Below are 24,745 nucleotides of genomic sequence, written 5' to 3'. Positions count from 1 at the left end.
ACGAACTTTGCTAAAAAGAAAACGCCCGGACAGGCCGGGCGTGTGTTTGATTTGCCACGCTGACGGGCGGCCTGCGCGCCGCCGGCCGCTTAGCCGATGGCGCGCAGGGCGCCGTTGACGACGCGCACGCGGTCGCCCTGGCGCCAGTTCGGCGCGGCACTCTGGTGCACGGTGCGCGTCTTGCCGTTATCGAGGCGCACGACGATGTTGTAGCTGCGCGTGGCGCGCACGCTGCCTTCGATCTGGTTGCCGGCCACGGCGCCGCCAACGGCGCCCAGCACGGTGGCCAGCTGCTTGCCGTGGCCGCCGCCTACCTGGTTGCCCAGCAAGCCGCCGACGACGGCGCCGCCAGCCGCGCCCACGCCGCTGCCTTCGGCGCGCGTATTGACTTCATGGATGGCTTCGATCACGCCGCAATTGCTGCACACCTGTGGCGCAGGGGCTGCCGCGTATTGTGGCTGCTGCTGTGGCTGTTGTGGCTGCGGCTGGCGCACGGGCTGTTGCTGTGGTTGCTGCTGCTGTGGCGGCAGGGCGGCCAGCGGCTGCGCGCCAGCCGGCGGCTGGTTTGCCTGCAGGCTGGCCAGCTGTTCGGCCGAGGTGCTGGCCGCGAGGGGCTGGCTATCGCTCTGGGAGGAAGGCAGCCAGCCCATCAGGGCAGCCGTGCCGACGCCGCAAAACAGCAGGACGGCGACGGCGGCGGCAAGCACCAGTGGATGGAGGGATTTGGTGGTGGTGGTCATGGAGAGCTCCTTGGTTTTTTTAAAATAATAAAAGGGTGATGCGTGTTCTGCTGCTTATTCGTGTGTGTTGCCAGTGTGCGGTGCCGCGTGCCGCACTTCTGTGCGTCACCGTACATACAGGGCCGGTACTGCACCGTAGGCTAAGTAAAAATTATGTCGAGTTGTAACGACACCAAGGAAAAGCAATGCCACCAACGACCGCCAGCATGACCCTGTCCCGCGACGCAGGCCGATCCGGCCTGGGCACGCCCGCAGGCGCGCCTGATGCTGGCAACCGCTTGCTGGCCAGCCTGCCCGAGCACGACTTGCGGCACCTGACGGCGCTGTTCGAGACCGTCACGGTCGAGGTGGGCGAGGTGCTGTACGAACCGGGCCAGCCTATCGGCCACATCTATTTCCCCGGCGATTGCCTGATCTCGCTGCTGGCCGTGGCAGAAGGCCGCATGACCCTGGAAGTGGGCTCCGTCGGCCGCGAAGGCGTGCTGGGCGCTTCCGTCGCGCTCGGTCATGATCTGGCGCAAGTGCGTGCCGTGGTGCAGCGTTCCGGCACGGCCAGCCGCATCGCGCGGGCGGACTTTTGCGCCGAGTTCGCCCAGCTCGAATCCCTGCAGCGTTTGCTGTACCGCTACACGGACACCCTGCTGGCGCAAGCCATCCAGATTGCCGTGTGCAGCCGCTTCCATGTCCTCGAGGCGCGCCTGGCCCGTTCGCTGCTGATCACGCGCGACCGCCTGCAGTCCGAAAAATTTCACCTGACGCATGAATTCCTCGCCCATACCCTCGGTGTGCGGCGGGTCGGCGTGACCAAGGCGGCCAGCGCGCTGCAACAGCAAAAACTCATCACCTACAGCCGCGGCAATATCGAGATCCTCGATTCGCCGGGGCTGGAAGCCGTCTCCTGCCGCTGCTACGCGCTGGTCAAGGATAGCGGCGCCATCGGCATGGCCAACGTCTTCGTCTGATTTTCATCATCCCTGTGCCGCGGACGCAAAAAAGCGGGGCGGGCGCCTCGGCACCCACCCCGCTTTTTCGTTCAGCGATTACTTCGGCTTGACCTGATTGCCGATCACGCCGCCGACGGCGGCGCCGCCGACAGCGCCGACAGCGCTGCCACCCGTCAGCACGGAGCCGGCCACGGCGCCGATGCCGGCGCCGATGGCGGTGTTCTTATCCTGGCCGGACATGTTGGCGCAAGCCGTCAAGCTCAGCAGCAGGGCGGCAACGGAAGTGGTAGCGGCGATTTTTTTAATGATTTGCATGATAGTTCTCCTATGAATTCGGACCTCGTGGCGCCAGCATGGTATGGGCCGGTGGGACTTCGTGTCGCCACGTGTTTCAGGCACGATCACAGAATAGAATTGCGGCAAGACAGGGTCTGTTCGGCAACGCACATAGGGGTGTAACAATTGTAATCGCGCACGCTGGCGTGTCGCTCAGCGGCTTTTGCGCGCTGTCTTGCCCGGTTTCGGCGCCACCGGTTTGACGCGCGCCTGGGCCAGCAGTGCCGCGCATTCGCTGTCCTCGACGGGGCCGGCATTGACCAGCGGCAGCAGCGCCGCCACGGGCGCCACCACGGCCAGCGCCAGTGCGCCACCGGCGCGCAGGGCCAGCACGCCCTTGTCGACGCTCACGTCGGGCTTGCTGAAGGTGCCATGCACATACAGGGGCGAGCGCAGCGAAAAGATGCGCAAGCCCTTGCTGTCCGGCCGCAGGGTCAGATTCAGCCGTTCATCGGCCAGGTTCACCGTGCCGTCGATATTGAGGACGGCGTCATCCGTGTCGACGATGAACTGGCGCGTGCGCATGAGTCCTTTGGTGACGGCGAAATCGGCGGCCATGCAATTGAGCCTGACCTGCTTGTCGCCCGCCAGTTTGGCCAGCACGACACTGCCGATATTCAAGCCCATTTCTTCCAGCAACAGCTTGCTGATGCTGCCCCGGTTGATCAGCGCGCGCACTTCGCCGTTCGAGCTGCCCAGCAGCGTGGCGACGGAATTGCCCGTGGCCGACAGCGAGGCGTCGCCATTGATTTCGCCCACGCTGGCCTGCAGGGCCGGCAGGCGGGGAAACAGTTGCTGGATGTGCAGATGGCGCGCGCTGGCCTTGAGTTCGGCCGCGATGCCGTTGGCGATGACCTTGCCGCTGCCGTCGAGCTTGATCTGCGACGTCAGGGTGCCGCCCGCCACGTTGAAGTTGAGCGGCGCCAGGGACAGCACGCCATCCGTCAGCACCAGATGCGTGTCGAGCTTGCTGATCGGTAACTCGGCATCGCGCGTGATCTTGTCGGCCGTGTAGCGCACGTCGGCGTCCAGGCTGGTCCAGCGCTCCGTCTTGAAGGTTTCCACCGGCAGCACGCGGCCGGCTGGCTGCGTCGACGGCACGCCCCGTTCCTTCTTGCTGGCGCTGGAATCGGCGCCCACCAGCGGACCGAGGTCGGAAAATTGCAGCAGGCGCGAGTGGACTGCGCCCGTCAGGCGCTTGCGCGGCGTGCTGGCGGAAAAAGCCAGCTTGCCACTGATGTCGCTGGAGCCCACCTTGCCGCTGAACTGGTCGTACACCCATTCGCCGCCTCGCGGCGCCAGGGTGCCCGTCAAATGGCCTTCCGTGCTGAAGTGCGGCGTTTCCGGCAGCAGCACGCCCGTCAAGGGATACAGGCGCGCCATGCTGGGCCCGGACAGTTTCAGGCGCACGTCGAGCGCGGCCAGGTTGGCCGGGCGCGTCAGGGTGCCTTCGATGGCCACGCTGCTGCCGCCGGCGCGCATGTCGGCCTGGATGGGGAAGGGCGTACCTTGCTGCTGCAGCGACAGTACGCCGCCCGCCTTGCCGCCACCCTTGATGCTTTCGCCACGGTATTTGCCGGACAGGGTCCAGGCGATGCCGTAGCGCGCATCGCCCGCGATGGTGTCGACATCGGCGCGCATCGCCGTCCCGGTAACGCCATCGTCCAAGGTCACGCTGCCCTTGCTGAAGACCACGCTTTGCAATTCCAGCTGCCATGGCGATGGCTGGTCCTGCTTGTCGAAGGTCCAGTTATTTTTGCCATCCTTGTCGCGCAGCAAGCGCACCTGCGGCGTGTCGAAGCGCAATTGCGGGATGATGATTTTCTTGTCCAGCAGGGCCAGCGGATTGAGCGAGAACGCCAGCTGGCTGACGCTGGCCAGCTGCGCCTCCTCGTCCGTTCCTGCCATGGCGCTCGGGTTGCCCAGGCGGACGTCCTTTGCCTGCAGGTGCGGCCAGGGCAGATAGTCGCGCCAGGTTTTTTTCCCTGCTGCATCGCCTGGCTGCCGCCACGTCAATGCCAGGTCGCCCTCGATGGCAAACGGCCTGCCCAGCGCGTCGCTGGCGCGCGCATTGAGCCAGGGCTTGGCGCGGTTCCAGTCCATGTTGAGCAGGACGATGGAAGCCGTGACGGGCAGGGCGATCAATACGGCGGTGCTGGCGAGGGCGATTTTCTGACGGCGGGAGAGCGGCATAAGCTGATTCTTTCTGTACAAGTAGTTGCGATGCTACAGGAATCGCTCCAAAGCCGGGGCCGTTTCAGGTTTGGCTGGCCGGCACGTGCGCTAGCGCACGTTGCCCATGCAAGTATTGTCGATTTCTTACCCTATGTGCGGCACCGAACGGATATGCGGTGAGCCGGAGCCTATAACGTCATACATCAAACGCAGTTCCTGATTCCAGATGCACGACATCTACCCCTTACGCTTAACACTCTCCAGGAGAAGAAAAATGACAAACCGAGATTTCAAGATTTCCCCATTCGCCACCTTGGCCGCCTGCGCTACCGCCGTCGTCCTGATGACGGGCTGCTCCAGCCTGAAAACGCCTGCCACGGCCGATGTCGCCGTGTCGCGCGCCGCCGTGGATAACGCCGCCAGCGCCGGCGCCGCCGAGCTGGCACCCGATGAAATGCGTTCGGCCCGCGAAAAAATGCGCATGGCTAACCAGGCTTTGAAAGACCGCGACTACAAGCTGGCGCGCGAGCTGGCCGACCAGGCGCAAGCCGATGCCAAGCTGGCGCAAAGCAAGGCCAACTCGGCCAAGGCCACCAGCGCCGCCGATGAAATCAACGAGAACATCCGCGTCATGCGCGAAGAGCTCGACCGCGCCAATCAGCAAGTCCCAAAACAATAAGCAACAACAATAACCAATAACAGGACCCCATCATGAAAAAAGCTACTTACACCACCATTCCCGGCCTGCTGGCCATGGCCGCCTTTGTCGCCGCCTGCAGCTCCGCACCGACCACCACCAGCCTGCTCGACCAGACGCGCGGCGACTACATGGCGGCGCAATCGAACCCGATCGTGTCGACCTATGCGCCACGCGAATTCCGCGAAGCGAGCGCAGCGCTGGAAGCGGCAAACGCGGCCGCCACGCGCCAGGAAGATAGCGAAAAAGTCGACAAGCTGGCCTACCTGGCCAAGCAAAAGATAGCCACGGCGCAAGAAGTCGCCAAGCAGAAGGCCGCAGAAGCCGATATCGCCAACGCCGGCAAGCAGCGCGACCAGTTGCGCCTCGATGCGCGCACGCAGCAGGCTGACCAGGCCACGGCCCGCGCCCAGTCGGCGCAGGCGGATGCGGAAGCGGCCAAGGCCCAGGCGCAAGCGGCCGAAGCGTCGGCCCGCGATGCGCAAGCCCGCGCCGCCGGACTCGAAGCGCAGCTGGCCGACCTGGCTGCCAAGAAAACCGAACGCGGCATGGTGATCACCCTGGGCGACGTGCTGTTTGGCACGGACAAGGCGAACCTGACGGCCGATGGCACCAATACGGCGCGCAAGCTGGCCGACGTGCTGAAAAACAACCCGCAGCGCACCGTGCTGATCGAAGGCTTTACGGATAGCACGGGCGGTTCCGCGCACAACCTGCAACTGTCGCAACGCCGCGCCGAATCCGTGCGCAATGCGCTGCTGGAGCAGGGCATCAGCCGTGACCGCATCGCCACGAAAGGCTATGGCGCCGCCTATCCGGCCGCCGGCAACGACAGCGCGGCGAACCGCCAGCTGAATCGCCGGGTGGAAATCGTCCTGTCGGAAGATAACACCGCGATTCCCGCCCGCCGCTAAAACACCAGGCCAAACCTGCTGCGCGTCGCGACTTGCGGCCTCCGATGCTCACTGTGCTCTAGCACAGCTGCGCTTCTCGGCCACAATTCACTGCCGCTCGCTACGGTTTTGCCTAGTGTTTGATTGGTGAGTAGGCAGCACCGGCCGAATGTTGGCCGGTGGATACCCATGCAAGACTTGAAAGGAAACATCATGACCCAAACATCTGTTGAGATTCCAGCTGGCATCGATACGGCCGCCATCCGCGCTGCCGCCAGCAACCTGGACGACGGCGCCGTGACGGCCGGCTATCAGGGCGACCGCCAGGAATTGATCACCCTGTTGAATGGGGCGCTGGCCACCGAACTGGTGTGTATTGCGCGCTACAAACGCCATTACTACACCGTGAGCGGGCGCGACAATGGCGGCATCAAGGCCGAGTTCCTTGAGCATGCGCAGCAGGAGCAGGAACACGCCGACTGGCTGGCCGAACGCATCGTGCAATTGAATGGCAAGCCAGATTTTAATCCTGCAACATTGCTTGCGCGTAGCCATGCCGAGTATGATGACTCCGAAGACGTGCAGAGCATGGTGCGTGCCAATCTGATCGCGGAACGGGTGGCGATCGAGTCGTATCGCCAGATGATCGTGAAAATCGGCGACAAAGACCCGACGACACGCCATTTGTTGATCAAAATCATGGCTGTCGAGGAAGAGCACGCCGATGATATGCGCGATCTAATGGAATAGTGTTTTTGAGTAAAGTAGGTATAGTAACTACATTCATCCACAGCTAAGGAGCTAAACCATGTTGGAAAATAATATCACCACCGTTAATAACGATGTCAAAACCCTGGTCAAGGATGCGCAAGCCCTGTTCAGCGCCGCTGCTGCCCTGACTGGCGAAAAAGCCGATGAAGTGCGCGTCAAGGGCATGAAAACCCTGGACGCCGCGCTGGCCAAGGCGCATGAAGCGCAAGCGTCGGCCATCGTTGCCACCAAGCAGATGGCTGCCCAGGCAGACGGCTATGTCAAGGAAAACCCATGGCGCACGGTGGCCGTCGCCGCTGGCGTCGGTGTGCTGGTCGGCTTCATCCTGGGCCGCAAGTAATCCACTGTCAGGAGCGATATGGACAAGTCTGCTTCGTCTCACCAGGGGCCGGGATTGATCGGCTCGGTCGCCGGCCTGGCCAAAAACGCCGTCGGACTGATGTTGTCGCGGCTGGAACTGGCCACCATCGAACTGTCGGAAGTGCGCAATCACATGCTGCAGCTGATTGTCATTTTCGCGTTGGCGACAGTGGCGGGCTTGTTTGCCATCGCTTACGGCAGCGTGCTGATCGTCTTCCTGGCCTGGGATAGCCTGGGCTGGAAGATCCTGGCGATCATGACGGTCGTGTTCGTACTGCTGGCCATCGCCCTGGTCATGTATGCGCGCGCCATGTTGCGTCAAGGAAAGCTGTCCATGCCGGCCACCATGGCGGAATTGAAGGCTGACCGCGACATGCTGATGTAAGCTGCCTTCGAGGAGAATTCATGTCGGACAACGACAAACTGGCGGCGCAAGCCGCCCGCAAGCGCCTGCTGATCGCCCAGGGTGAAATGTACCGCGTGGGCATCGTGCATGCACGCGCCAACGTGGGCTATGCGCTGCGCCCCGAGTCGATGCTCCAGGGCGTGGTCGACACGGCGGTCGGCTTTGCCGGCCACCGCGTCGAATCCCTGCTGGCGCCGGGCGGCATGCGATTGCAAGGCGCCATGCCTTACGTGCTGACGGCGCTATCGTTTATCGGGCGCAAGAAGCTGGTCAAGCCGGCCCTGGTCCTCGTGGCCGTGGCCGCCGTCGCCGCCAGCTGGCTGCGCCGCAAGCGCTGAACGCCAGCCGTGCTGCACAGGAACGCCGTCATCGACGGCGTTTTTTTTTGCCCGTACCCAAGGTCCGGCGCACACGGACGCAATCCCTTACAATGATTCACGCCGCACCCGCGCGGCGGACAGAGGGCCATCTTGATGACGAATTCGAAGACACCGATCAATCAGTTAAATCCCTCGCGCCTGCGCATCGTGCTGGTGCTGCAGGGCGGCGGCGCGCTGGGCGCCTACCAGGCCGGCGTCTACCACGCGCTGCACGAGCATGGCCTGGCGCCCGACTGGGTGGTGGGCACCTCGATCGGCGCCATCAACGCCGCCATTCTGGCGGGCAACAAGCACGAGGACAGGCTCGTGCGTCTGAAACAGTTCTGGCAGCGCGTGGCGCACCGCGACAGCATCGACATGAACCTGGTGTCCGACCGGCAGCGCCGCTCGAACATCTGGCTGGCCACGCTCGATACGGTGCTGCGCGGCGTGCCCGGCTTCTTCAAGCCGCGCGCCTTCAGCCTGTTTCCCGCCGGAATCGCCGTCAAGCCGGAAGAGGCCAGTTTTTATGACACCAGCGAGCTGGCCACCACCCTCGAGGAACTGGTCGATTTCGATTACCTGAACCAGCCCGGCGGCATGCGCCTGACGGTCAACGCCCTGCGCGTCAAATGCGGCAGCCTCACCAGTTTCGACAGCCAGCAGCAGTCTCTGACGGCGGACCATATCCGCGCCAGCGGCGCCTTGCCGCCCGGCTTTGCCGGCGTGCGCGTCGATGGCGATTTATATTGGGATGGCGGCCTGTACTCGAACACGCCGCTGGAAACCGTGCTCGACGACACGCCCCACGTCGACACCCTGGTCTTTATGGTCGACCTGTGGAGCTCGGAAGGGCCGGAACCGACCACCCTCGATGAAGTGCAGACGCGGCAAAAAGACGTGACATTCGCGTCGCGCTCGAAGCGGCATATCGCCGATTATGTCAATACGCATACCTTGCAGCGCAAATTGCGCGAACTGTACGCCGGTCTGCCCGACACGCAGCACAACCGCCAGCAGACGGACGAGCTGGTGGCGCTCGGTTGCGACAGCACCATGCACATCGTGCGCCTGCCGTATGCAGGGCGCGACTGGCATATGGCGGCCAAGGACATCAATTTCTCCAAGGGCTCCATCGAGTGGCGCTGGGAGCAGGGCTACCAGGATGGCTTGCGCGCGATCAAGGCCGCCGGCTGGCTGGCCTTTGTCACGGAGGACACGCCGCTGGTGGTGCACGAACTGCCCCCCTACGAACGCGACGCCGCTTAGTGACGCCTGTCAAAACCTGCTGCGCGTCGGTATAGGCGGCCTGCGATGCTCACCGGCTCGGCGTCCCGTACAAAGTACGGTTGCGCTTCTTGGCCACCTCTCCCTTCCGCTCGCGACGGTTGTGTCAGGTGTTGCGGTTAGTCCAGCGCCGCAACCGCACGGCGCATCACTGCGGATGCGCCGCTGCGCGCAGTTTTTCCGCGTTTGCCATGTCTTGCCGGTACGTGTCTTGCGCTTCCTTCAGGCAGGTGGCGCGCGCGGCGGAGGGTTCCGAACGGCAGGCTTTCCTGGCCTCGGCCAGGGCGGCGGCGATTTCCTTGCGCAGGGTGCGCAGCTGGGCTTGCGCCGTGCTGTCTTCCTGGTACCAGCGTTGCGGGTCGCCCGGCTGCGGCGTGGCCGTCTGGGCCAGTGCCAGTGGCGCCAGGGTGCAGGCGAACAGGGTGGCCAGGAGTGTGTTGTGGATAGTCATGATATTTCCTCCATGAAATAAAAAAGGCGCCGCAGCGCCCTTTTTTACAACCTGCCTGTCAGTAATAGCAGGATCAGTATCACTACGACCAGACCGGCGATGCCGCTGGGGCCGTAACCCCAGTTGCGGCTATGCGGCCAGGTAGGCAGGACGCCGACCAGGGCCAGGATCAAGATGATCAGAATGATGGTGCCCATGGCAACTCCTTGTTATCGTACGACGCATGCGGGATGGCGGATGCCTGCTGGCAAGCTCCGCCGGAAATTAATAGCGGTAGACGCGGCCGTCAACGACGCGCACGCGGTTGCCCGGGCGCAAATCATTCGCGTTGTCCTGCACCACGGTGCGGTACTCGCCGTTGTCGAGGCGTACGCTGATCTGGTAAGCCTGCGCCTGCTGTTTGCGGCCTTCCACCTGGTTACCGACGACGCCGCCGGCGACGGCGCCCGCCACGGTGGCGGCCGTGCGTCCGCTGCCCGAGCCGATGGTATTGCCCAGCAGGGCGCCGGCGATACCGCCGACCACGGCGCCAGCGCCGCTGGTTTGTCCGCCACCCTGGACGATCTGGATGGAGTCGACGGTGCCGTACATGGCCGATTCCGGCTGGTTGGCCGGGTAATATTGTTGTGACTGGGAAGGGCCGGTGGCGCAACCGCTCAGTACGGCGGTAGCGGCGAGCATCAGTGCAGCCAAGGTGGCGTTGGTTTTCATTTTATTCTCCTGACGAGGTGAGGGTGTAGTGCCATCTTAGACACGCCCCTGTCCCCGGTCTGTACGCTGCCGCACGCACTTATTGGCGGTCGAAGATGGTATTGTTGGCTGGAGCGATCCGGCAAAACGTTGTTATTTCTCCCTATCGGCCTTCTGCTTTCAAAATAAATTACTTGTGTACGGCAGCGTACAGAAGAGCGGCGACTATCCACGTAAAACGGTAGTCATGCCAAGCAGACATGCTTGCTACCACCAGGGAGAAATACAACATGAACAAGAATAAGCTTTTCACCGCCATCGTCGTCAGCCTGGCATGCGCCGCCTGGGGCGGCCACGCAGTGGCGGCCACGCCGGAAGCAAAAGCAGCCTACAAGGCGGCCAATGAACAGGCGGGCCTGAATTACAAGCTGGCGCATGCCGAATGCGAAAAAATCACGGGCAACCCGAAGGATGTCTGCATCGCCGAAGCGAAGGCTGTGCGCACCTACGACGAAGCGGTGGCGCAAGCGCAATACACGAATACCCTGCGCGCCTACACCAAGGCGCGCATCAAGATTGCCGATGCCAACTACGACGTCGACCTGGCGCGCTGCAATGCGCTGACGGGCAACGACAAGGATGTCTGCGTCAAGCTGGCCAAGTCCACCAAGGTGGCGGCCCTGGCCGATGCCAAGGCAGACAAGAAAGTCATCGAAGCGCGCAGCGATGCGCGTGAAGCAAAAAGAAAAGCCGAGTACAAGGTCGCGACAGAAAAATGCGATGCATTGGCCGGCGCAGCCAAGGATGACTGTATCAAGGCTGCAAAAACCCAGTTCGGCTACTGAGCTCCCTCCGGCGCGCAGTCACCAAACTGGTATAAGAAGCTCATTGTGAGCACATTGATTGACCACTCCTAAGGAAAAAACCATGAAATTTACTAAATCTATCGCTACTGGCCTTTTCGTCGCATCCCTGTTCGCCGTTGCAGGTTGCGCTTCGACCCCAACCAAGGAAGGCACGGGCGAGTACATCGACGACGCGGCCATCACCACCAAAGTGAAAGCCAGCATCTTCAACGAGCCTACCCTGAAATCGACGGAAATCAACGTTGAAACCTTCAAGGGCGTGGTTCAGCTGAGCGGCTTCGTGGCGCAGCCTGCCGATGCCGCCAAAGCGGGCGAAATTACCCGTGGCGTCAAGGGCGTGAAGTCCGTGAAAAACGACATCCGCGTCAAGTAATGGCATGACCTGCCGCAGCGGCCAGCCCCACGGCTGGCCCTGTGGCTCTCCACCGACCGTCGCGGGAATCGCATGCATATCCAGCCTACAGATACCCCGCCCGAGCCGGTGGCGGCTGTCTCCACCGAGCCTGTCGGGCCACCTCCCGGCGCGCCCGGGGAGCACCCGGACGCATCCTTGCGTTTGCCGCTGCATGTCAATGCGCGCGGCATGGCGCTGGGCATTATCGCCACCGTCAGCTTCATCTTTGCGTTGCAATGGGCGCAGAAATTCCTCATTCCCGTCCTTTTCGGCATTTTCATTGCCTATACCCTCAATCCCGTCGTCGCCTGGCTGGAAAAGTTGCGCCTGCCGCGCGCCATCGGCACCAGCGTGGTGATGGCCCTGATCCTGTTTGGCTCCGTCGTCGTGATCGAGCGCGTGCAGGGCGAATTCGAATCCATCGTTGAAGAGTTGCCGGCCGCCACCCATAAACTGTCGCGGCTGATCGCCGAGAACACGGGTGGCAAGAACAGCACCTTCGAGAAGATGCAGGCCGTGGCCAATGCCATCGAGCAAGTGGCCGCTGGCGCCGAGGCGCGCCGCAACGTCCGCCGCGCCGCCACCGCGCCGGACGCGCCGAATTTCAAGATCATGGACTGGGTCTGGGCCGGCTCGCTGGGCCTGGTCGGGTTCCTCAGCCAGGCCGCCATGGTCATCTTTCTCGTGTTTTTCCTGCTGCTGTCGGGCAATACCTTCAAGCGCAAGCTCGTCAAGCTGACGGGCCCGTCGTTGAGCCGCAAGAAGGTCACCGTGCACATTCTGGAAGACATCAATACCTCGATCCAGAACTATATGTTCATGCTGCTCGTCACGAATGGCTTGCTGGCGCTGCTGATGTGGATCGCCCTGAGCGTGATCGGCCTGGAAAACGCGGGTGCCTGGGCCATCGTGGCCGGCTTGCTGCACATCATGCCGTATTTCGGTCCCTTGCTCATCACTATCGCCACGGGGCTGGTCGCCTTTTTGCAGTTCGAATCGCTGGAAATGGTCGTGCTGGTGACGGGCACGTCGATGGCCATCGCCACTCTGGTCGGCACCTTTGTCACTACCTGGATGACGGGGCGCATCGCCCGCATGAATCCCTCGGCCGTGTTCATCAGCCTGCTGTTCTGGGGCTGGCTGTGGGGCGTCTGGGGCTTGCTGCTGGGCGTGCCCATCATCGTCATCGTGAAAGTGGTGGCTGAGCGCGTGCAAGGCATGGAAGCGGTGGCCGAGCTGCTGGGCGAATAGCTTGCGGCAAGGCAAACGGCGCCCGCGGACGCCGTTTTGACATCCTGCAGCCGGTTCAGGATTGGTGGCGTTTCAGTATCTTGACCTGCACATCGCCATCGTCGTTCTTCGGCATATCCTTCATGCTGCCCAGTTGCAGCGCGAACTGGCGCGTGAATTCGGCCCCCAGGAAGAAAATTTGCGCCGAGTAATATACCCACAGCAGCAGGGCCACCAGCGACCCGGCCGCGCCATAGCTGCTGGCCACGCCGCTATTGCCGATATACACGCCAATTGCATACTTCCCCAGTGAAAACATGAAAGCCGTGCCGATGGCGCCGATCAGCACGTCGTGCCAGGACAGGCGCACGCGCGGCAGCATTTTATAGATGACGGCAAACAGGCTGGCGATGACGGCAAAGCCGATCAGGTTCGACAGGATGGTAAACAGCACGGCCGTGTCTTTCCACACGCCTTCCCAGAAGTTGGCCAGGATGGCCATGGCGGCATTGACCACCAGCGACACCATCAGCAGGAAGGCCAGCACCAGCACCAGGCCGAAGGACAGCAAGCGCGTGCGCAGCATGTCCCAGGCGCCCGCTTCCTTCAGCGGTGGCACTTGCCAGATCTCATCGAGGCTGGCTTTCAGTTCGGCAAATACGCTGGTGGCGCCAAACAGCAGCAGGGCGCTGGCGATGAGGGTGGCGATGCGCCCCTGATCATGGTTCTTCGCGCCGGCCAGCACCAGCTGGATGGCTTCGGCGCCCTGCGTGCCCAGCAAACCCTGCAGTTGCCCCATCAGCTCGCCGCGCGCGGCGGCCGGGCCATAGAAAAAACCGGCGATGGCGATCACCAGCACGAGGATGGGGGCGATGGAAAACAGGGTGTAGTAGGCGAGGGCGGCGCCCTTGCTCGAGGCGCGGTGTTCCAGCCATTCGGTGACGGAACAGACGATGACGCTGCGCATCTGCTTGCTGAACGGCGCCAGGCCGGCCAGTCGGGGATAGCGGGTAGAAAAATTCATGCTGGCTTTCAATGCAAAAAAGGGGCGCGAGCCCCTTTTTTATTCACAAGTGGCGTACCACTGTCTGGCTTACTGCACGCGGCGTTCGATGGTGATCTGTTCCACTTCAACGCGGCGGTTTGGTTCCAGGCACTTGATCAGATCGGCACGCTTCTTGTTATCGCAGGTGACGACAGGATTGGTGGAGCCCTTGCCTTCGGCCGACAGGCGGTTGGCGGCGACACCGTGGGCGACCAGGTATTCCTTGACTGCATCAGCGCGCTGCTGCGACAGTTTCAGATTGTACTTGGCCGAACCGATGCGGTCGGCATAACCACTGATGACGACGTTGTTGACGTCCGGCGCTGCGTTCAGTACGCGGGCGATTTCGTCGAGCTTGGTCTGTGTCGGCCCCAGCTTGGCGCTGTCGAACGCGAACAGTTCCGTTGCCGCCATCGTCACTTTTTCAAAGCGTGCTGGCGGTGGTGGTGGTGGCGGTGGCGGCACGACCACGACGACTTCTTCACGCACTGGCGGTGGTGGCGGTGGTGGCGGCGGTGCAGGTGGTTTGTCGAACGCGAAGTTCAGGCCCACCGTGACGTAGTAGTTGTTGGCCTTGCTGCTCGGGTCGAACGTATTGCCGCGCAGGAAACCGTGCACATTGCGCACGTCGGCCTGGAACGACAATTGATCGTTGATCGTGGACTGGAAGCCCAGACCGACGCTGGCGTACGGCGAGCTCTTGCTGCGTTCGCCGAAAGCGAGGCTGGTGTCCTTGTCGCGCTGCATGCCGGCACCGACCAGCAGGAAGGGGCGGAAGGCTTTGCGCGAGAACATGTACAGACCGTCTACGCCCAGCGTATTTTGCTGGTAGCGCTGTTGGCCATCCTTGGAGCGGGCATACGTGGTGCCCAGCTGAATATCCCAGTCCTGGGAAACAGGTTTACCGAAACGCAAGCCTGCGCCATAGCCGGTTTTATCCGTAGCGAAGTCGGAATCTGGCTTGAGTGCGTTGAGGCTAGGTTGAATGTACCAGGAGGGATTGATTTCCTGGGCCTGTGCGCCGAGGGCGGAGCACAGTACTGCGGCGGCAACGGCGATTTTTTTTAGATTATTCACAAGTAACTCCCAACGTTGATAAGAGATTTTCTCTACTGCATCAATGCGACAACTGCCAGACATGCTATTGCTAGAGATAGACAACCATTCCAGGTGCGCTTTCTTGCGATAAATGCACTGCTGTTGGACTAAGAATACGATTCCAGGTTCGAGAGGTCGGTGCGTTAGCGCACAAAGCATTGTTGTATATCAATGGTGTTGCAGATTCACGACAAAGACTGTGGTGTTGAAAAAAACTCATTCGCCGCTGCAGACTTTTGCAATCACGGCCACTTCCTGGTGCCGCGACGAGAGGCAATCGTACGACTTGTTACCAGCATGCCACTGTATATTAGCAACAATGATGAGCTTGATAACTAATATTACATTCATGTTGTATTCCTGCCGCGTTCTGTTGCTTTGCCGGGCTTCTCCTGGGCAACTTTTGCGCGCCGCAGCCAGCTCCGCCACTTTTCATCAAGGAGTCACCCGTGCCTGATCACCCCCGTGTTGTTTCTTCACCGCTGTCCGGCAAACTGGGCCGCCTGGGCCTGCTGACTGTGCTGCTGTCGCCGGGCCTGGCTATGCCGGCCTGGGCCGATAGCGGCGTGTCCCTGTTTTCACCGAGCGGCACGGTCAAGGCCGTGCGCCAGGTGCGGGCCCAGTTCGCCACGCCGATGGTGCCGTTCGGCGACATGGGCTTGCCCGCGCCGTTCGCCATCGATTGCGGCAAGGCCGAGCCGGCCGTCGTGGCGGGCGCGGGGCGCTGGGCCGACGAGCGCAACTGGAACTACGATTTCGAGCGCGACTTGCCGGCCGGCGTAGCGTGCAGCTTTACCTTGAAAGCGGGGCTGAAGGACCAGGCAGGCAAGCCCTTGCAGGGGACGGCCTCCTATCGCTTCTCCACGGGCGGCCCGGCCATCGTCGAGGCCGTGCCATATGACGGCCAGCCGTATATCGATGAAAACCAGATATTCGTGCTGGGACTCGACGCCGCGCCGAACGAGGCCAGCGTGGCCGCCAATGCGTATTGCCGCGCCGATGGCATCAATGAAAAGATTCCCGTGCGCCTGCTCAAAGGCAAGGAACTGGAGCAGGTATTGACTCTGCGCAAGAGTTTTCTCGACCGCTACCTGACCGTGTATTTCAAGAAACGGGGCACGCTGTGGAAAGTGGGCATGCCCGTCGCCAGCAAGGGCGCGCCACCGCTGCCTGTGACCGTGTTGCAATGCAAGCGCAGCTTCCCCGCCAACGCCAAGGTGTCGCTGGTGTGGGGCGAGGGCATCGCCAGCGCCAGCGGCATCGCCACGGACAAGGCGCAAACGCTGCAGTTCAAGACGCGCCCCGACTTCACGGCCAAGTTCAGCTGTGAACGCAGCAATCCGAAGGAGCAGTGCATTCCCTTCCTGCCCATGCGCGTGCAGTTTTCCGCGCCCGTGAGCGCGGCGCAGGTGCGCGCCATGACCTTGAAGGGCGGCGGCAAGACGTATGCGCCGACGATTGCAAAAGAGGAAGAAAAGGCGGAATTCCTGCAGGACGCCACCTTCAACGGCCCGTTTCCCGTGCAGGGAAGTTTTGTCCTGACCCTGCCGCCGAAGCTGACGGATGACGCGGGCCGCGCCTTGCTCAACCGCGCGCGCTTCCCCATGACGGTGCGCACGGGCGAACAGCCGCCGCTGCTGAAGTTCCCGGCGCCGTTCGGCATCATCGAAGCGAAGGGTGACGGCTTGCTGCCCGTGACCGTGCGCAATATCGAGCCGGTGCTGTCGGGTAAGGAAGTTGCCCAGCCATCCGCTGCCGCCACGGGCGCCAGCTTGCGCGTGCCCGACAATGATGACAAGTTCATCATCGAGTGGATGCAGCGCCTGGCCGGCAATGGCGACGGGGGCGAATACTGGCAGCCTTACGCGCAATATGCGGGCAACATGAGCAAATCCGTGCTGGCCGGCGCGGCCGGCACGCGGCCCATCAGCCTGCCCCGTCCCGATGGCAGGAAAACCTTCGAGGTGATCGGCATTCCTTTGCCGAAACCGGGCTTTTACGTGGTCGAGCTGGCCAGCCCCATCCTCGGCAAGGTACTGCTGGGCAAACCCACCACGGCCTACATCCGCACGGCCGCGCTGGTGACGAATCTGGCAGCCCACTTCAAGCATGGCGCGCAATCGTCGCTCGTGTGGGTGACGTCGCTCGACAAGGGCGCGCCTGTCGCGAAAGCGCAAGTGGCCGTGCGCGACTGCGCCGGCAAGCTGCTGTGGCAAGGCGCCACGGGAGCGGACGGCGTGGCGCACATCCCCGGCGAGCTGGCCAATTCCAGCTGCAAGAACAATGGCCGCTACTTTATCAGTGCGCGCAGCGGCGGCGACATGACGTTCACCCTGTCGGACTGGGTGGGCGGCATCGAAGCCTGGCGTTTCAATTTGCCCACGGACGACACGCGCGCCGACAACACCCTGCTGGCCACCGTTTTCGACCGCACCTTGCTGCGCGCCGGCGAAACCGTGCACATGAAGCATTTCATTCGCAAGCACACGGCCGAGGGCATGCGCCTGGTCGACAAGAACAACGGCCCCGGCAGCGCTACCTCCATCGTCATCACGCACCAGGGCAGCGAGCAGAACTACCAATTGCCCCTGCGCTGGTCCGCCAGCGGCACGGCGGAAAGCGACTGGGTCATTCCCGCCGACGCCAAGCAAGGCGAATACAGCGTGACGATGGCGGGCCGCCCGTCCGGCAGTTTCCGCGTGGAAGCGTTCCGCGTGCCCACCATGAAAGCCGTGCTGCAGGGGCCGAAAGCACCCGCCGTGCAGGCGAAGCAGGTGGCCCTCGATGCGCAGATCACGTATCTGGCGGGCGGCGCCGCCACGAATGCGCCCGTCAAGCTGCGCACGGTGCTGCAGGACAAGAGCGTGAGCTTTGCCGATTATCCTGACTATAGCTTCAGCAATGGCGACGTGAAGGAAGGCCTCGTCAAGCAGGGCACGGGTTACGACGACGATGATGGCGAGTGGCAGGACGAAGGCCATGGCGGACCCGCCGGCCCCGGCGCTACCGCAGCGCGCACGCAAAGCTTGACCTTGGACAAGGCGGGCGGTGCGCGCATCGTCATCGACCAGCTGCCGCAGTTGTCCACGCCACGCGACCTGGTGGCGGAAATGGCTTTCCAGGATGCGAATGGCGAGACGGCCTCGGTGGCCACGCGCGTGCCGTTGTGGCCGTCCAACTATGTGATCGGCATCAAGCCCGATGCCTGGGCCTTGAGCAAGGAAGCCTTCAAGTTCAGGGTCGCCGTGCTCGGTACCAATGGCAAGCCCGTGGCGAACGCTCCGGTCGCCGTCGACTTCTTCCAGCGCAACAGCTATTCGCACCGCCGGCGGCTGATCGGCGGCTTCTATGCGTATGAGAACAGCAGCGAAGTCGTCAAGCTGGGCCCTGCCTGCAATGGCAAGACGGACAACAAGGGCCTCTTGACTTGTGACGTGAAGGCGCCCGCCAGCGGCAACTTGATTCTGCGCGCCCGCACGCAGGATGCGTCCGGCAATGCGGCTGTCGCCAACCGCGAAACCTGGGTAGCCGGCAGCGGCGACTGGTGGTTCAACGCCAGCGACAATGACCGCATCGACGTGCTGCCAGAAAAGAAACGCTATGAACCGGGCCAGGAAGCCAGCTTGCAGGTGCGCATGCCGTTCCGCTCGGGCACGGCCCTGATCACGGTCGAGCGCGAAGGCATCCTCGACACCTATGTGCGCCAGCTCAATGGCCGGGAACCGGTGGTCAATATCCCTGTCAAACCGAACTACGCGCCGAACGTGTATGTGTCCGTGTTTGTCGTGCGGGGCAGGGTCGATGGCGTGCAGCCGACGGCCCTGGTCGACCTGGGCAAGCCGGCCTACAAGATGGGCATCGCGCCCCTGAACGTGGGCTGGCAGGCGCATGAGCTGAACGTGATGGTGGTGTCCGACAAGGATGTGTATAAAACACGCGACAAGGCGGAGGTGTCCGTGCGCGTGCGCCGCGCCGATGGCAAGCCGCTGCCGGCCGGCGCCGAAGTGGCGCTGGCGGCCGTCGACACGGGTTTATTGGAACTGATGCCCAACGATAGCTGGAAGCTGCTCGACACCATGATGGCGCAGCGCAGCCTGCAGGTGGAAACGGCGACGGCGCAGATGCAGGTGATCGGCAAGCGCCACTTCGGCCGCAAGGCCTTCCCGGCCGGTGGTGGCGGCGGCAAGGGCGCCAGCCGCGAACTGTTCGACACCCTGCTGTTCTGGAAGGGCACCGTCAAGCTCGACGCCAAGGGCGAAGCGACGGTGCAAGTGCCGCTGAACGACTCGCTGACGGCCTTTCGCATCGTCGCCATCGCCAGCGCCGGCAAGGAGTTGTTTGGCACGGGCAGCACGGATATCCGCAGCTCGCAAGACTTGATCTTGCTGTCGGGCTTGCCAACCCTGGTGCGCGAAGGCGACCAGTTGCGCGCGGGCTTTACGGTGCGCAACACCTCGGCCGCATCCTTGAGCGTGGACCTGAACGCCAGCGCGGCCGGGAAGGCGCTGCCACGCCAGAGCCTGACCCTGGCGGCGGGCGAAGCGCGCGAAACGGGCTGGGATTACCAGGTGCCGCTCGGTGCCCAACAGATTGTGTGGGAGATAGGCGCCAAGGCCGGTAGCCACACGGACAAACTGAAAATCACGCAGAAGGTAGGCCAGGCGACGCCCGTGCGCACGTACCAGGCCACCTTGCAGCAGATCGACAAACCCATCAATATGTCCGTGCAGATGCCGGCCGGCGCCTTGCCGGGCCGGGGCGGAATCCAGACCAGCTTTGTCGCCAAGCTCGGTGGCGAGCTGCCCGGCGTGCGCGAGTACATGGCCGCGTATCCGTACACGTGCTTCGAGCAAAACACGTCGAAAGCCATCGCCCTGCAAGACCAGGAGGCGTGGAACAAGCTGGCCGCCAGCCTGCCCGCCTACCTGGACAGCGATGGCATGCTGAAATACTTCCCCATCATGGAGCAGGGCAGCGACAGCCTGACGGCGTATGTGTTGTCGGCCACCCGGGAAGCGGGTTATGCGATTCCCGAACAGACGAAAAACCGCATGGAAGCAGCCTTGACGGCCTTCGTGCAGGGCAAGATCGTGCGCCGTTCCGCACTGGCCACGACCGACCTGGCCGTGCGCAAGCTGGCCGCGCTGGAAGCGCTGTCGCGTTCGAACAAGGTGCCGCCCGATGCGCTCGAGAGCATCAGCATCAGCCCGAACCTGTGGCCGACCTCCGCCGTCATCGACTGGAGCCTGTTGCTGCAACGCACGCCAAGCCTGGCGCGCCGCGATGCGCTGCAGGCCGAGGCGCAGCAGATCCTGCGCAGCCGTTTGAATTTCCAGGGCACGACCATGGGCTTTTCCACCGAGCGCAAGGATAACTGGTGGTGGCTGATGGTGTCCGGCGACGTCAACGCCAACCGGCTGTTGCTGGCCGTGATGGACAATCCGGCGTGGAAGGATGACATCGGCCGCCTGGTGCGCGGCAGCATGGGCCGCCAGAAAAAGGGCCGCTGGGATACGACGGTGGCCAACGCCTGGGGAACCCTGGCCATTGCCAAGTTCTCGGCCAAGTTCGAGTCCATACCCGTGACGGGCGCCAGCGCCGTCAAGCTGGGCGGCGATACGCAAGCGCTCGTGTGGAATGGCGCGGCGAAAGTGGGCCCCGTGCTGCAAGCGTGGCCGAAGGGCACGGACACCCTGGGCCTGGCGCACAGCGGCACGGGCAAACCGTGGGCCACCGTGCAAAGCCTGGCGGCCATCCCGCTCAAGGCGCCCGTCTCCAGCGGCTATACCATGAAGAAGACCATTACCCCGGTGGAACAGAAGACGGCGGGCGCGTGGTCGCGCGGCGACGTCTACCGCGTGCGTCTGGATTTATCCGCGCAGGCGGACATGAGCTGGGTGGTGGTCGACGACCCGATTCCCGCCAGCGCCACGGTGCTGGGCAATGGCCTGGGCCGCGATTCGCAGCTGATGACGGCCGGTGAAAAATCCACGGGCTGGGTCTGGCCCACATTCGAGGAGCGGGCCTTCGATGCTTTCCGCGCCTACTATGCCTTCGTGCCGAAGGGGAGCTGGAGCGTGGAATACACGGTGCGCCTGAACAATGCCGGGGATTTCAGCCTGCCGGCCACGCGCATCGAAGCCATGTATTCGCCGGAAATGTTTGGCGAGGCGCCGAACGCGAACGTGAAGGTGGGGCAGTGAAAGGGATTGTTTTACTGACGGGCTGCCTGCTGGCCGGCCCGGTCTTCGCTGAAGCGATACTGACGCCGGGCCAGGTGCGGGCCGCCTACCGCAGTTCGGAAGCGCAATTGCTGGACCGCAGCGGCGCGCCGCTGCAATCCTTGCGCGTGGACATGAAGGTGCGGCGTTTGCCGTGGGTGCCGCTGGCCGATATTTCTCCCGCCGTGCAGCAGGCCGTGCTGCTGGCGGAAGACCAGCGCTTCATGCGCCATGGCGGCGTGGATGTGTCCGCGCTGGCCACGGCCGCCTGGGACAATCTGTTTTCCAAGAAAGCCCGGGGCGCCTCGACTATTACCATGCAGCTGGCGGGCCAGCTCGATGCGGACTTGCAGGCTCAAGCGGGCGGACGCAGCCTGCGCCAGAAATGGGACCAGATGCGTGCCGCGCAGGCCATCGAAGACAGCTGGAGCAAGGCGCAGATTTTCGAGGCGTACTTGAACCTGGTGTCGTTCCGCGGCGAGCTGCAAGGTATCGCGTCCGCTTCGTACAGCCTGTTCGGCAAGGCGCCGTCCGGCCTGAACCAGACGGACGCCATCATCCTGGCCAGCCTGGTGCGCGCGCCAAATGCGCCGCCGGCCACCGTCACGCGGCGCGCCTGCGCGCTGGCGAAGGAGTGGCGCATGGACAGCAGTTGCCAGCTGATCGGCCAGCGCGTGCAGACGGCCTTGCAGCGCACGGCCCTGTACGCCGACCTCGCGCCGGCGCCGCAGGTGGCGCAGCAGCTGCTGAAACAGCCGGGTGCGCAGGTCGCCAGCACGCTCGATGGCCCCCTGCAGCGCTTCGCGCAGGAAAATCTGCGCCAGCAACTGGCCTCCTTGCGCGAGCGCAATGTCAACGATGGCGCCATCATCGTTTTAGATAACCGCAGCGGCGACATTCTCGCCTATGTGGGCAACGCGGGCGGCAGCCACGTCGATGGCGTGACGGCCCTGCGCCAGGCCGGTTCCACCCTGAAACCGTTCCTGTATGAACTGGCCATCGAGCGCCGCCTGATGACGGCCGCCTCCGTCATGGACGACTCGCCGCTCGACGTCGCCACGGCGTCCGGCATGTATGCGCCGCAAAACTATGACCGCAATTTTAAGGGTTACGTCAGCGCCCGCACCAGTCTGGCCAGCTCGCTCAACATTCCCGCCGTGCGCACGGTACTGCTGACGGGGCAGGACGGCTTCTACAACCGCCTGAAGGAAGTGGGCCTGTCCAGCCTGACGGAACCGGCCGAGTACTACGGCCCCTCACTGGCGCTGGGCTCGTCCGAAGTGACCCTGCTGGAACTGGCCAACGCCTACCGCGCGCTGGCCAATGGCGGCCTGTACAGCACGGCCAGCCTGCAGCCGGGACAGGCGGGCAAGGACAGGCGCCGCGTGATGGAAGCGGGCGCCGCCTTCATCGTGGGCGATATTCTGGCCGACCGCGCCGCGCGCAGCATGACGTTTGGCTTGCGCAACGAGCTGGGGACAAATTTCTGGAGCGCCGTCAAGACGGGCACGAGCAAGGACATGCGCGACAACTGGTGCATGGGCTACTCGGCGCGCTACACGGTGGGCGTGTGGGTGGGCAATTTCGACGGCAAGCCCATGTGGGACGTGTCGGGCGTGACGGGCGCCGCGCCCGTCTGGCGCGACGTCATGGATTATCTGCACAAGAACGTGCCCAGCCACGCGCCGAAAGCGCCGCCCGGCGTGCTGCAGCAGATGGTGGCGTACCAGCCCGCGCTGGAAGCGCCGCGCCGCGAATGGTTTATCGCAGGCACGGAAAGTCCCGTCATCGCCGTATTGGGCGATACGGTGAAGCCGCCCGCCATCGTGTATCCGGCCGAGGACAGCATCCTCGCCATCGACCCCGACATCCCGTCCGCCCTGCAGCGCGTGTTCTTCCAGGCGCAGGGCAGCCACGGCTTGCGCTGGGTGCTCGACGGCAGGGACATGGGCGGCGCAGCGGAGAGCATCAGCTGGCACCCCGTGCCGGGCAAGCATGCGCTGGCCCTCGTCGATGACGCCGGCAAGACGCTGGCAAGGGCGGCGTTCCAGGTGCGGGGCAATGCGCTGGCGCAGCTTGCCGCACAGGGCAGATAATCAGTTCGATGGATAGTTCGCCGGGTCGATGGCCGGCGTGACGTAATGCCGCAATACGTCGCCGCCGTGCGGATGCTTTTGCACGCGGCGTTTTTCGTCCGACGGCGGGCTGACCAGCACGATGGTCGCTTCGTCCGGGTTGCGCAAATTCACCACGGCGCTGACGCCGCCGTCGCGGTAGCTGCCCATCACGGCTATGGCCATCTGCACGAACAGGGTGGCCGCGCCCGTGTTGCCCAGGCGCTGGTCCGTGTCGATCCACTGCGCCGTGTTGCCGCTGTCGAGTTCCGTGCCGCCATCTTCCGCATGGCTCAGCAAGGTCTTGTGCAGCGCAATCAGCTGCGCCTGATTGCCACCCGTGGCGGCGACCAGGCGCGCCGGCGCGGCGCGACGCTCGCTTTCCGGCAGGCTGCGCAGAGCCTCCTGCCAGCCCGCCTGCAAGGCGTGTTCGCGCTGGCCCTTGCGCGTTAAGGTTTTTCCATCCTTGTCGACCATCCTGACGAACGTGGGCCGGTGGATGAAGCCGAAGGTCGGCAGGCGGTCCAGCTGGGCCAGCTGCTCCTTGTTGAAGGGCAGGGGAAACCAGGGCGTGGGCTGCCAGTCTTTCGGTGGCTGATAAGTCTTGTGTTTGAGCCTGTCGACCATGCTGAAGCTGCCCGTGCCACGGATGTCGGAGCGCTGCGCGAATTGTGCGGCGACGGGCAGCCATTCGGCGATTGAGGGCTGGCGCTGGGTGAATGCGCTCGGGTCTTCTTTTTTGTCTGGATGGGGTACTGCCCGCATCAATTTGTCATATGCCAGATACAGGCGCCGCGCCACGCCGTAGGTGTTGAGGTCATCGACGCTGTCCTCGGGCGGCGCATCGTCATACGCAAACTTCCGCACGGCGTCGATGCGATCGCGCCGGGCCAGCACGAACAGGGCGGAGGCGTCGGGCATTTCGGGGATGTAGCGGCCGTCATGTGTGAGCGGCGGAGAGTTGTCAGGACTGTACAGGTCGCGCGTTGGCATGCTGTCTTCGGAATTGAGTACGATGTAAGGCATGTCGGGATGGGCATCGAAAAAGGCGAATACCTCTTCCAGGATGCGGTCCGGATGTTCGCTCAGGCGGCGTGGACCACTGGCGAACAGATGCCAGTGCAGACCGGATGACGCGGCGCCACCGGCCAGGCCTATGGCTGGCGAGTCGGGGCTGTCCAGCATGCGCGAATTGAAGATCGGTGGCTCAGCATTGAAAACAGGGACGCCGAAATACATGGGAGTATCCCTCGCCCCATTCTCCAGCGTGTCGCCGCCGCGGCCACCTGCTATCCCAGCTCTTTGCATGGCGTCCCAGGTGTATTTTTCCTTGTCCTGTTCGCGGATGCTGGCGTAGGCATTTCCCTGCTGCAGCGCTTCCCACAGCTTGCCTTGGCGATACTTGTCCAGAGTGACTCCGAGACCGATGACTTCCAGCACATATTCCCGCTTGTCCTGTTCGCTGGGCGCCGCCTGTTGCACTTGCGGTTGTGCGACGGCCACAGGCTTGGACGAATGCAGCCAGCGAGAACCGAGCAATGTAGCCGCGACGATGGGCGGGATCAGCAACAGCCATTGCAGGTGGCGCCATATTTTGCTGCTCATCGTGGACTCCAATAAGAAAGGTGACGGACTGATCAGCAAAGACCCAAACAGAGCCAACACGAT

The 24,745-nt window shown here is 63.3% G+C and carries 22 protein-coding genes; 13 read left to right on the top strand and 9 right to left on the bottom strand.

Features of this window, described 5'->3' with window-relative positions; all coding sequences use genetic code 11:
* Nucleotides 1-89 precede the first annotated feature (89 nt).
* Nucleotides 90-740, bottom strand: a complete 651-nt coding sequence (locus AC54AF_RS11280) for an outer membrane lipoprotein (RefSeq protein ID WP_496636614.1) — start codon at nt 738-740, stop codon at nt 90-92.
* Nucleotides 741-925: 185 nt separating this feature from the next.
* Here AC54AF_RS11280 and AC54AF_RS11275 point away from each other — a divergent pair, with 185 nt between their 5' ends.
* A complete protein-coding gene (locus tag AC54AF_RS11275; protein ID WP_131688036.1) occupies nt 926-1,702 on the top strand; it encodes a helix-turn-helix domain-containing protein in 777 nt (258 codons plus the stop codon).
* A gap of 78 nt (nt 1,703-1,780) precedes the next feature.
* Here the strand turns inward: AC54AF_RS11275 and AC54AF_RS11270 are convergent, their stop codons facing one another.
* Complete coding sequence (locus tag AC54AF_RS11270; RefSeq protein ID WP_010396384.1) at nt 1,781-1,999, bottom strand: YMGG-like glycine zipper-containing protein; 219 nt, start codon at nt 1,997-1,999, stop codon at nt 1,781-1,783.
* Nucleotides 2,000-2,173: 174 nt separating this feature from the next.
* Nucleotides 2,174-4,213: an AsmA family protein gene (locus tag AC54AF_RS11265; RefSeq protein ID WP_496636613.1), complete on the bottom strand. Its 2,040-nt coding sequence runs from the start codon at nt 4,211-4,213 to the stop codon at nt 2,174-2,176.
* Between the two features lie 256 nt (nt 4,214-4,469).
* Between AC54AF_RS11265 and AC54AF_RS11260 the strand changes: the two genes are divergently transcribed.
* The 7 genes from AC54AF_RS11260 (at nt 4,470) to AC54AF_RS11230 (ending at nt 8,950) form a co-directional block, all read left to right on the top strand.
* Nucleotides 4,470-4,874: a DUF4398 domain-containing protein gene (locus AC54AF_RS11260; protein WP_496636612.1), complete on the top strand. Its 405-nt coding sequence runs from the start codon at nt 4,470-4,472 to the stop codon at nt 4,872-4,874.
* Between the two features lie 32 nt (nt 4,875-4,906).
* Nucleotides 4,907-5,806, top strand: coding sequence for an OmpA family protein (locus tag AC54AF_RS11255; RefSeq protein WP_496636611.1), 900 nt, complete (start codon nt 4,907-4,909; stop codon nt 5,804-5,806).
* Nucleotides 5,807-5,998: 192 nt separating this feature from the next.
* A complete protein-coding gene (locus AC54AF_RS11250; RefSeq protein ID WP_131688032.1) occupies nt 5,999-6,535 on the top strand; it encodes a ferritin-like domain-containing protein in 537 nt (178 codons plus the stop codon).
* 58 nt (nt 6,536-6,593) lie between these two features.
* A complete protein-coding gene (locus AC54AF_RS11245; protein WP_035826246.1) occupies nt 6,594-6,896 on the top strand; it encodes an ElaB/YgaM/YqjD family protein in 303 nt (100 codons plus the stop codon).
* Nucleotides 6,897-6,914: 18 nt separating this feature from the next.
* On the top strand, nt 6,915-7,301 hold the full coding sequence (locus AC54AF_RS11240) for a phage holin family protein (RefSeq protein WP_034758936.1): 387 nt from the start codon (nt 6,915-6,917) through the stop codon (nt 7,299-7,301).
* 20 nt (nt 7,302-7,321) lie between these two features.
* Nucleotides 7,322-7,660 (top strand): hypothetical protein, encoded by a 339-nt coding sequence (locus tag AC54AF_RS11235; RefSeq protein ID WP_131688031.1) that lies wholly within the window; start codon nt 7,322-7,324, stop codon nt 7,658-7,660.
* A 135-nt stretch (nt 7,661-7,795) separates the two neighbouring features.
* A complete protein-coding gene (locus AC54AF_RS11230; RefSeq protein WP_496636610.1) occupies nt 7,796-8,950 on the top strand; it encodes a patatin-like phospholipase family protein in 1,155 nt (384 codons plus the stop codon).
* A gap of 166 nt (nt 8,951-9,116) precedes the next feature.
* On the opposite strand, the gene AC54AF_RS11225 is transcribed toward AC54AF_RS11230, so the two are convergent.
* The 3 genes from AC54AF_RS11225 to AC54AF_RS11215 form a co-directional block, all read right to left on the bottom strand.
* Nucleotides 9,117-9,419, bottom strand: coding sequence for a hypothetical protein (locus AC54AF_RS11225; protein ID WP_496636609.1), 303 nt, complete (start codon nt 9,417-9,419; stop codon nt 9,117-9,119).
* 44 nt (nt 9,420-9,463) lie between these two features.
* Entirely contained in the window at nt 9,464-9,616 is a 153-nt protein-coding gene (locus AC54AF_RS11220) for a DUF3309 family protein (RefSeq protein ID WP_010396415.1), read from the bottom strand.
* A gap of 67 nt (nt 9,617-9,683) precedes the next feature.
* A complete protein-coding gene (locus AC54AF_RS11215; RefSeq protein ID WP_034758920.1) occupies nt 9,684-10,130 on the bottom strand; it encodes an outer membrane lipoprotein in 447 nt (148 codons plus the stop codon).
* Nucleotides 10,131-10,399: 269 nt separating this feature from the next.
* Here AC54AF_RS11215 and AC54AF_RS11210 point away from each other — a divergent pair, with 269 nt between their 5' ends.
* From AC54AF_RS11210 to AC54AF_RS11200, 3 genes are all read left to right on the top strand, one after another.
* Nucleotides 10,400-10,954 (top strand): hypothetical protein, encoded by a 555-nt coding sequence (locus AC54AF_RS11210; RefSeq protein ID WP_496636608.1) that lies wholly within the window; start codon nt 10,400-10,402, stop codon nt 10,952-10,954.
* An 82-nt stretch (nt 10,955-11,036) separates the two neighbouring features.
* Complete coding sequence (locus AC54AF_RS11205) at nt 11,037-11,348, top strand: BON domain-containing protein (RefSeq protein ID WP_034786324.1); 312 nt, start codon at nt 11,037-11,039, stop codon at nt 11,346-11,348.
* Between the two features lie 72 nt (nt 11,349-11,420).
* The gene (locus AC54AF_RS11200; protein ID WP_496636607.1) at nt 11,421-12,620 is read left to right on the top strand and encodes an AI-2E family transporter; all 1,200 of its coding nucleotides are present in this window, start codon (nt 11,421-11,423) and stop codon (nt 12,618-12,620) included.
* A 55-nt stretch (nt 12,621-12,675) separates the two neighbouring features.
* Here AC54AF_RS11200 and AC54AF_RS11195 read toward each other — a convergent pair whose 3' ends face one another.
* Nucleotides 12,676-13,623, bottom strand: coding sequence for a YhjD/YihY/BrkB family envelope integrity protein (locus tag AC54AF_RS11195; protein ID WP_131688026.1), 948 nt, complete (start codon nt 13,621-13,623; stop codon nt 12,676-12,678).
* Nucleotides 13,624-13,692: 69 nt separating this feature from the next.
* The gene (locus tag AC54AF_RS11190) at nt 13,693-14,721 is read right to left on the bottom strand and encodes an OmpA family protein (RefSeq protein WP_131688025.1); all 1,029 of its coding nucleotides are present in this window, start codon (nt 14,719-14,721) and stop codon (nt 13,693-13,695) included.
* A 470-nt stretch (nt 14,722-15,191) separates the two neighbouring features.
* Between AC54AF_RS11190 and AC54AF_RS11185 the strand changes: the two genes are divergently transcribed.
* Together AC54AF_RS11185 and pbpC are read left to right on the top strand one after the other, a co-directional pair.
* Nucleotides 15,192-20,945, top strand: a complete 5,754-nt coding sequence (locus tag AC54AF_RS11185) for an alpha-2-macroglobulin family protein (protein WP_496636606.1) — start codon at nt 15,192-15,194, stop codon at nt 20,943-20,945.
* The gene (gene pbpC / locus AC54AF_RS11180; protein ID WP_496636605.1) at nt 20,942-23,059 is read left to right on the top strand and encodes a penicillin-binding protein 1C; all 2,118 of its coding nucleotides are present in this window, start codon (nt 20,942-20,944) and stop codon (nt 23,057-23,059) included. The genes AC54AF_RS11185 and pbpC overlap by 4 nt, the downstream gene beginning before the upstream one ends.
* Here pbpC and AC54AF_RS11175 read toward each other — a convergent pair whose 3' ends face one another.
* Nucleotides 23,060-24,682, bottom strand: a complete 1,623-nt coding sequence (locus AC54AF_RS11175) for a type VI lipase adapter Tla3 domain-containing protein (protein ID WP_496636604.1) — start codon at nt 24,680-24,682, stop codon at nt 23,060-23,062. It abuts the gene before it with no gap.
* Between the last annotated feature and the right edge of the window lie 63 nt (nt 24,683-24,745).

This window comes from Janthinobacterium sp. JF4, assembly GCF_059617925.1.
The sequence above is the reverse complement of the archived record's forward strand: the minus strand, read 5'-3'. Positions and strand labels throughout refer to the sequence as shown.

Coding starts and splice junctions, on each gene's coding strand:
- AC54AF_RS11215 (WP_034758920.1), bottom strand. CDS start 10,130: ATGAAAACCAACGCCACCTTGGCTGCACTGATGCTCGCCGCTACCGCC.
- AC54AF_RS11265 (WP_496636613.1), bottom strand. CDS start 4,213: ATGCCGCTCTCCCGCCGTCAGAAAATCGCCCTCGCCAGCACCGCCGTA.
- AC54AF_RS11275 (WP_131688036.1), top strand. CDS start 926: ATGCCACCAACGACCGCCAGCATGACCCTGTCCCGCGACGCAGGCCGA.
- AC54AF_RS11225 (WP_496636609.1), bottom strand. CDS start 9,419: ATGACTATCCACAACACACTCCTGGCCACCCTGTTCGCCTGCACCCTG.
- AC54AF_RS11175 (WP_496636604.1), bottom strand. CDS start 24,682: ATGAGCAGCAAAATATGGCGCCACCTGCAATGGCTGTTGCTGATCCCG.
- AC54AF_RS11255 (WP_496636611.1), top strand. CDS start 4,907: ATGAAAAAAGCTACTTACACCACCATTCCCGGCCTGCTGGCCATGGCC.
- AC54AF_RS11235 (WP_131688031.1), top strand. CDS start 7,322: ATGTCGGACAACGACAAACTGGCGGCGCAAGCCGCCCGCAAGCGCCTG.
- AC54AF_RS11250 (WP_131688032.1), top strand. CDS start 5,999: ATGACCCAAACATCTGTTGAGATTCCAGCTGGCATCGATACGGCCGCC.
- AC54AF_RS11270 (WP_010396384.1), bottom strand. CDS start 1,999: ATGCAAATCATTAAAAAAATCGCCGCTACCACTTCCGTTGCCGCCCTG.
- AC54AF_RS11240 (WP_034758936.1), top strand. CDS start 6,915: ATGGACAAGTCTGCTTCGTCTCACCAGGGGCCGGGATTGATCGGCTCG.
- AC54AF_RS11260 (WP_496636612.1), top strand. CDS start 4,470: ATGACAAACCGAGATTTCAAGATTTCCCCATTCGCCACCTTGGCCGCC.
- AC54AF_RS11220 (WP_010396415.1), bottom strand. CDS start 9,616: ATGGGCACCATCATTCTGATCATCTTGATCCTGGCCCTGGTCGGCGTC.
- AC54AF_RS11200 (WP_496636607.1), top strand. CDS start 11,421: ATGCATATCCAGCCTACAGATACCCCGCCCGAGCCGGTGGCGGCTGTC.
- AC54AF_RS11205 (WP_034786324.1), top strand. CDS start 11,037: ATGAAATTTACTAAATCTATCGCTACTGGCCTTTTCGTCGCATCCCTG.
- AC54AF_RS11210 (WP_496636608.1), top strand. CDS start 10,400: ATGAACAAGAATAAGCTTTTCACCGCCATCGTCGTCAGCCTGGCATGC.
- AC54AF_RS11230 (WP_496636610.1), top strand. CDS start 7,796: ATGACGAATTCGAAGACACCGATCAATCAGTTAAATCCCTCGCGCCTG.
- AC54AF_RS11195 (WP_131688026.1), bottom strand. CDS start 13,623: ATGAATTTTTCTACCCGCTATCCCCGACTGGCCGGCCTGGCGCCGTTC.
- AC54AF_RS11280 (WP_496636614.1), bottom strand. CDS start 740: ATGACCACCACCACCAAATCCCTCCATCCACTGGTGCTTGCCGCCGCC.
- AC54AF_RS11245 (WP_035826246.1), top strand. CDS start 6,594: ATGTTGGAAAATAATATCACCACCGTTAATAACGATGTCAAAACCCTG.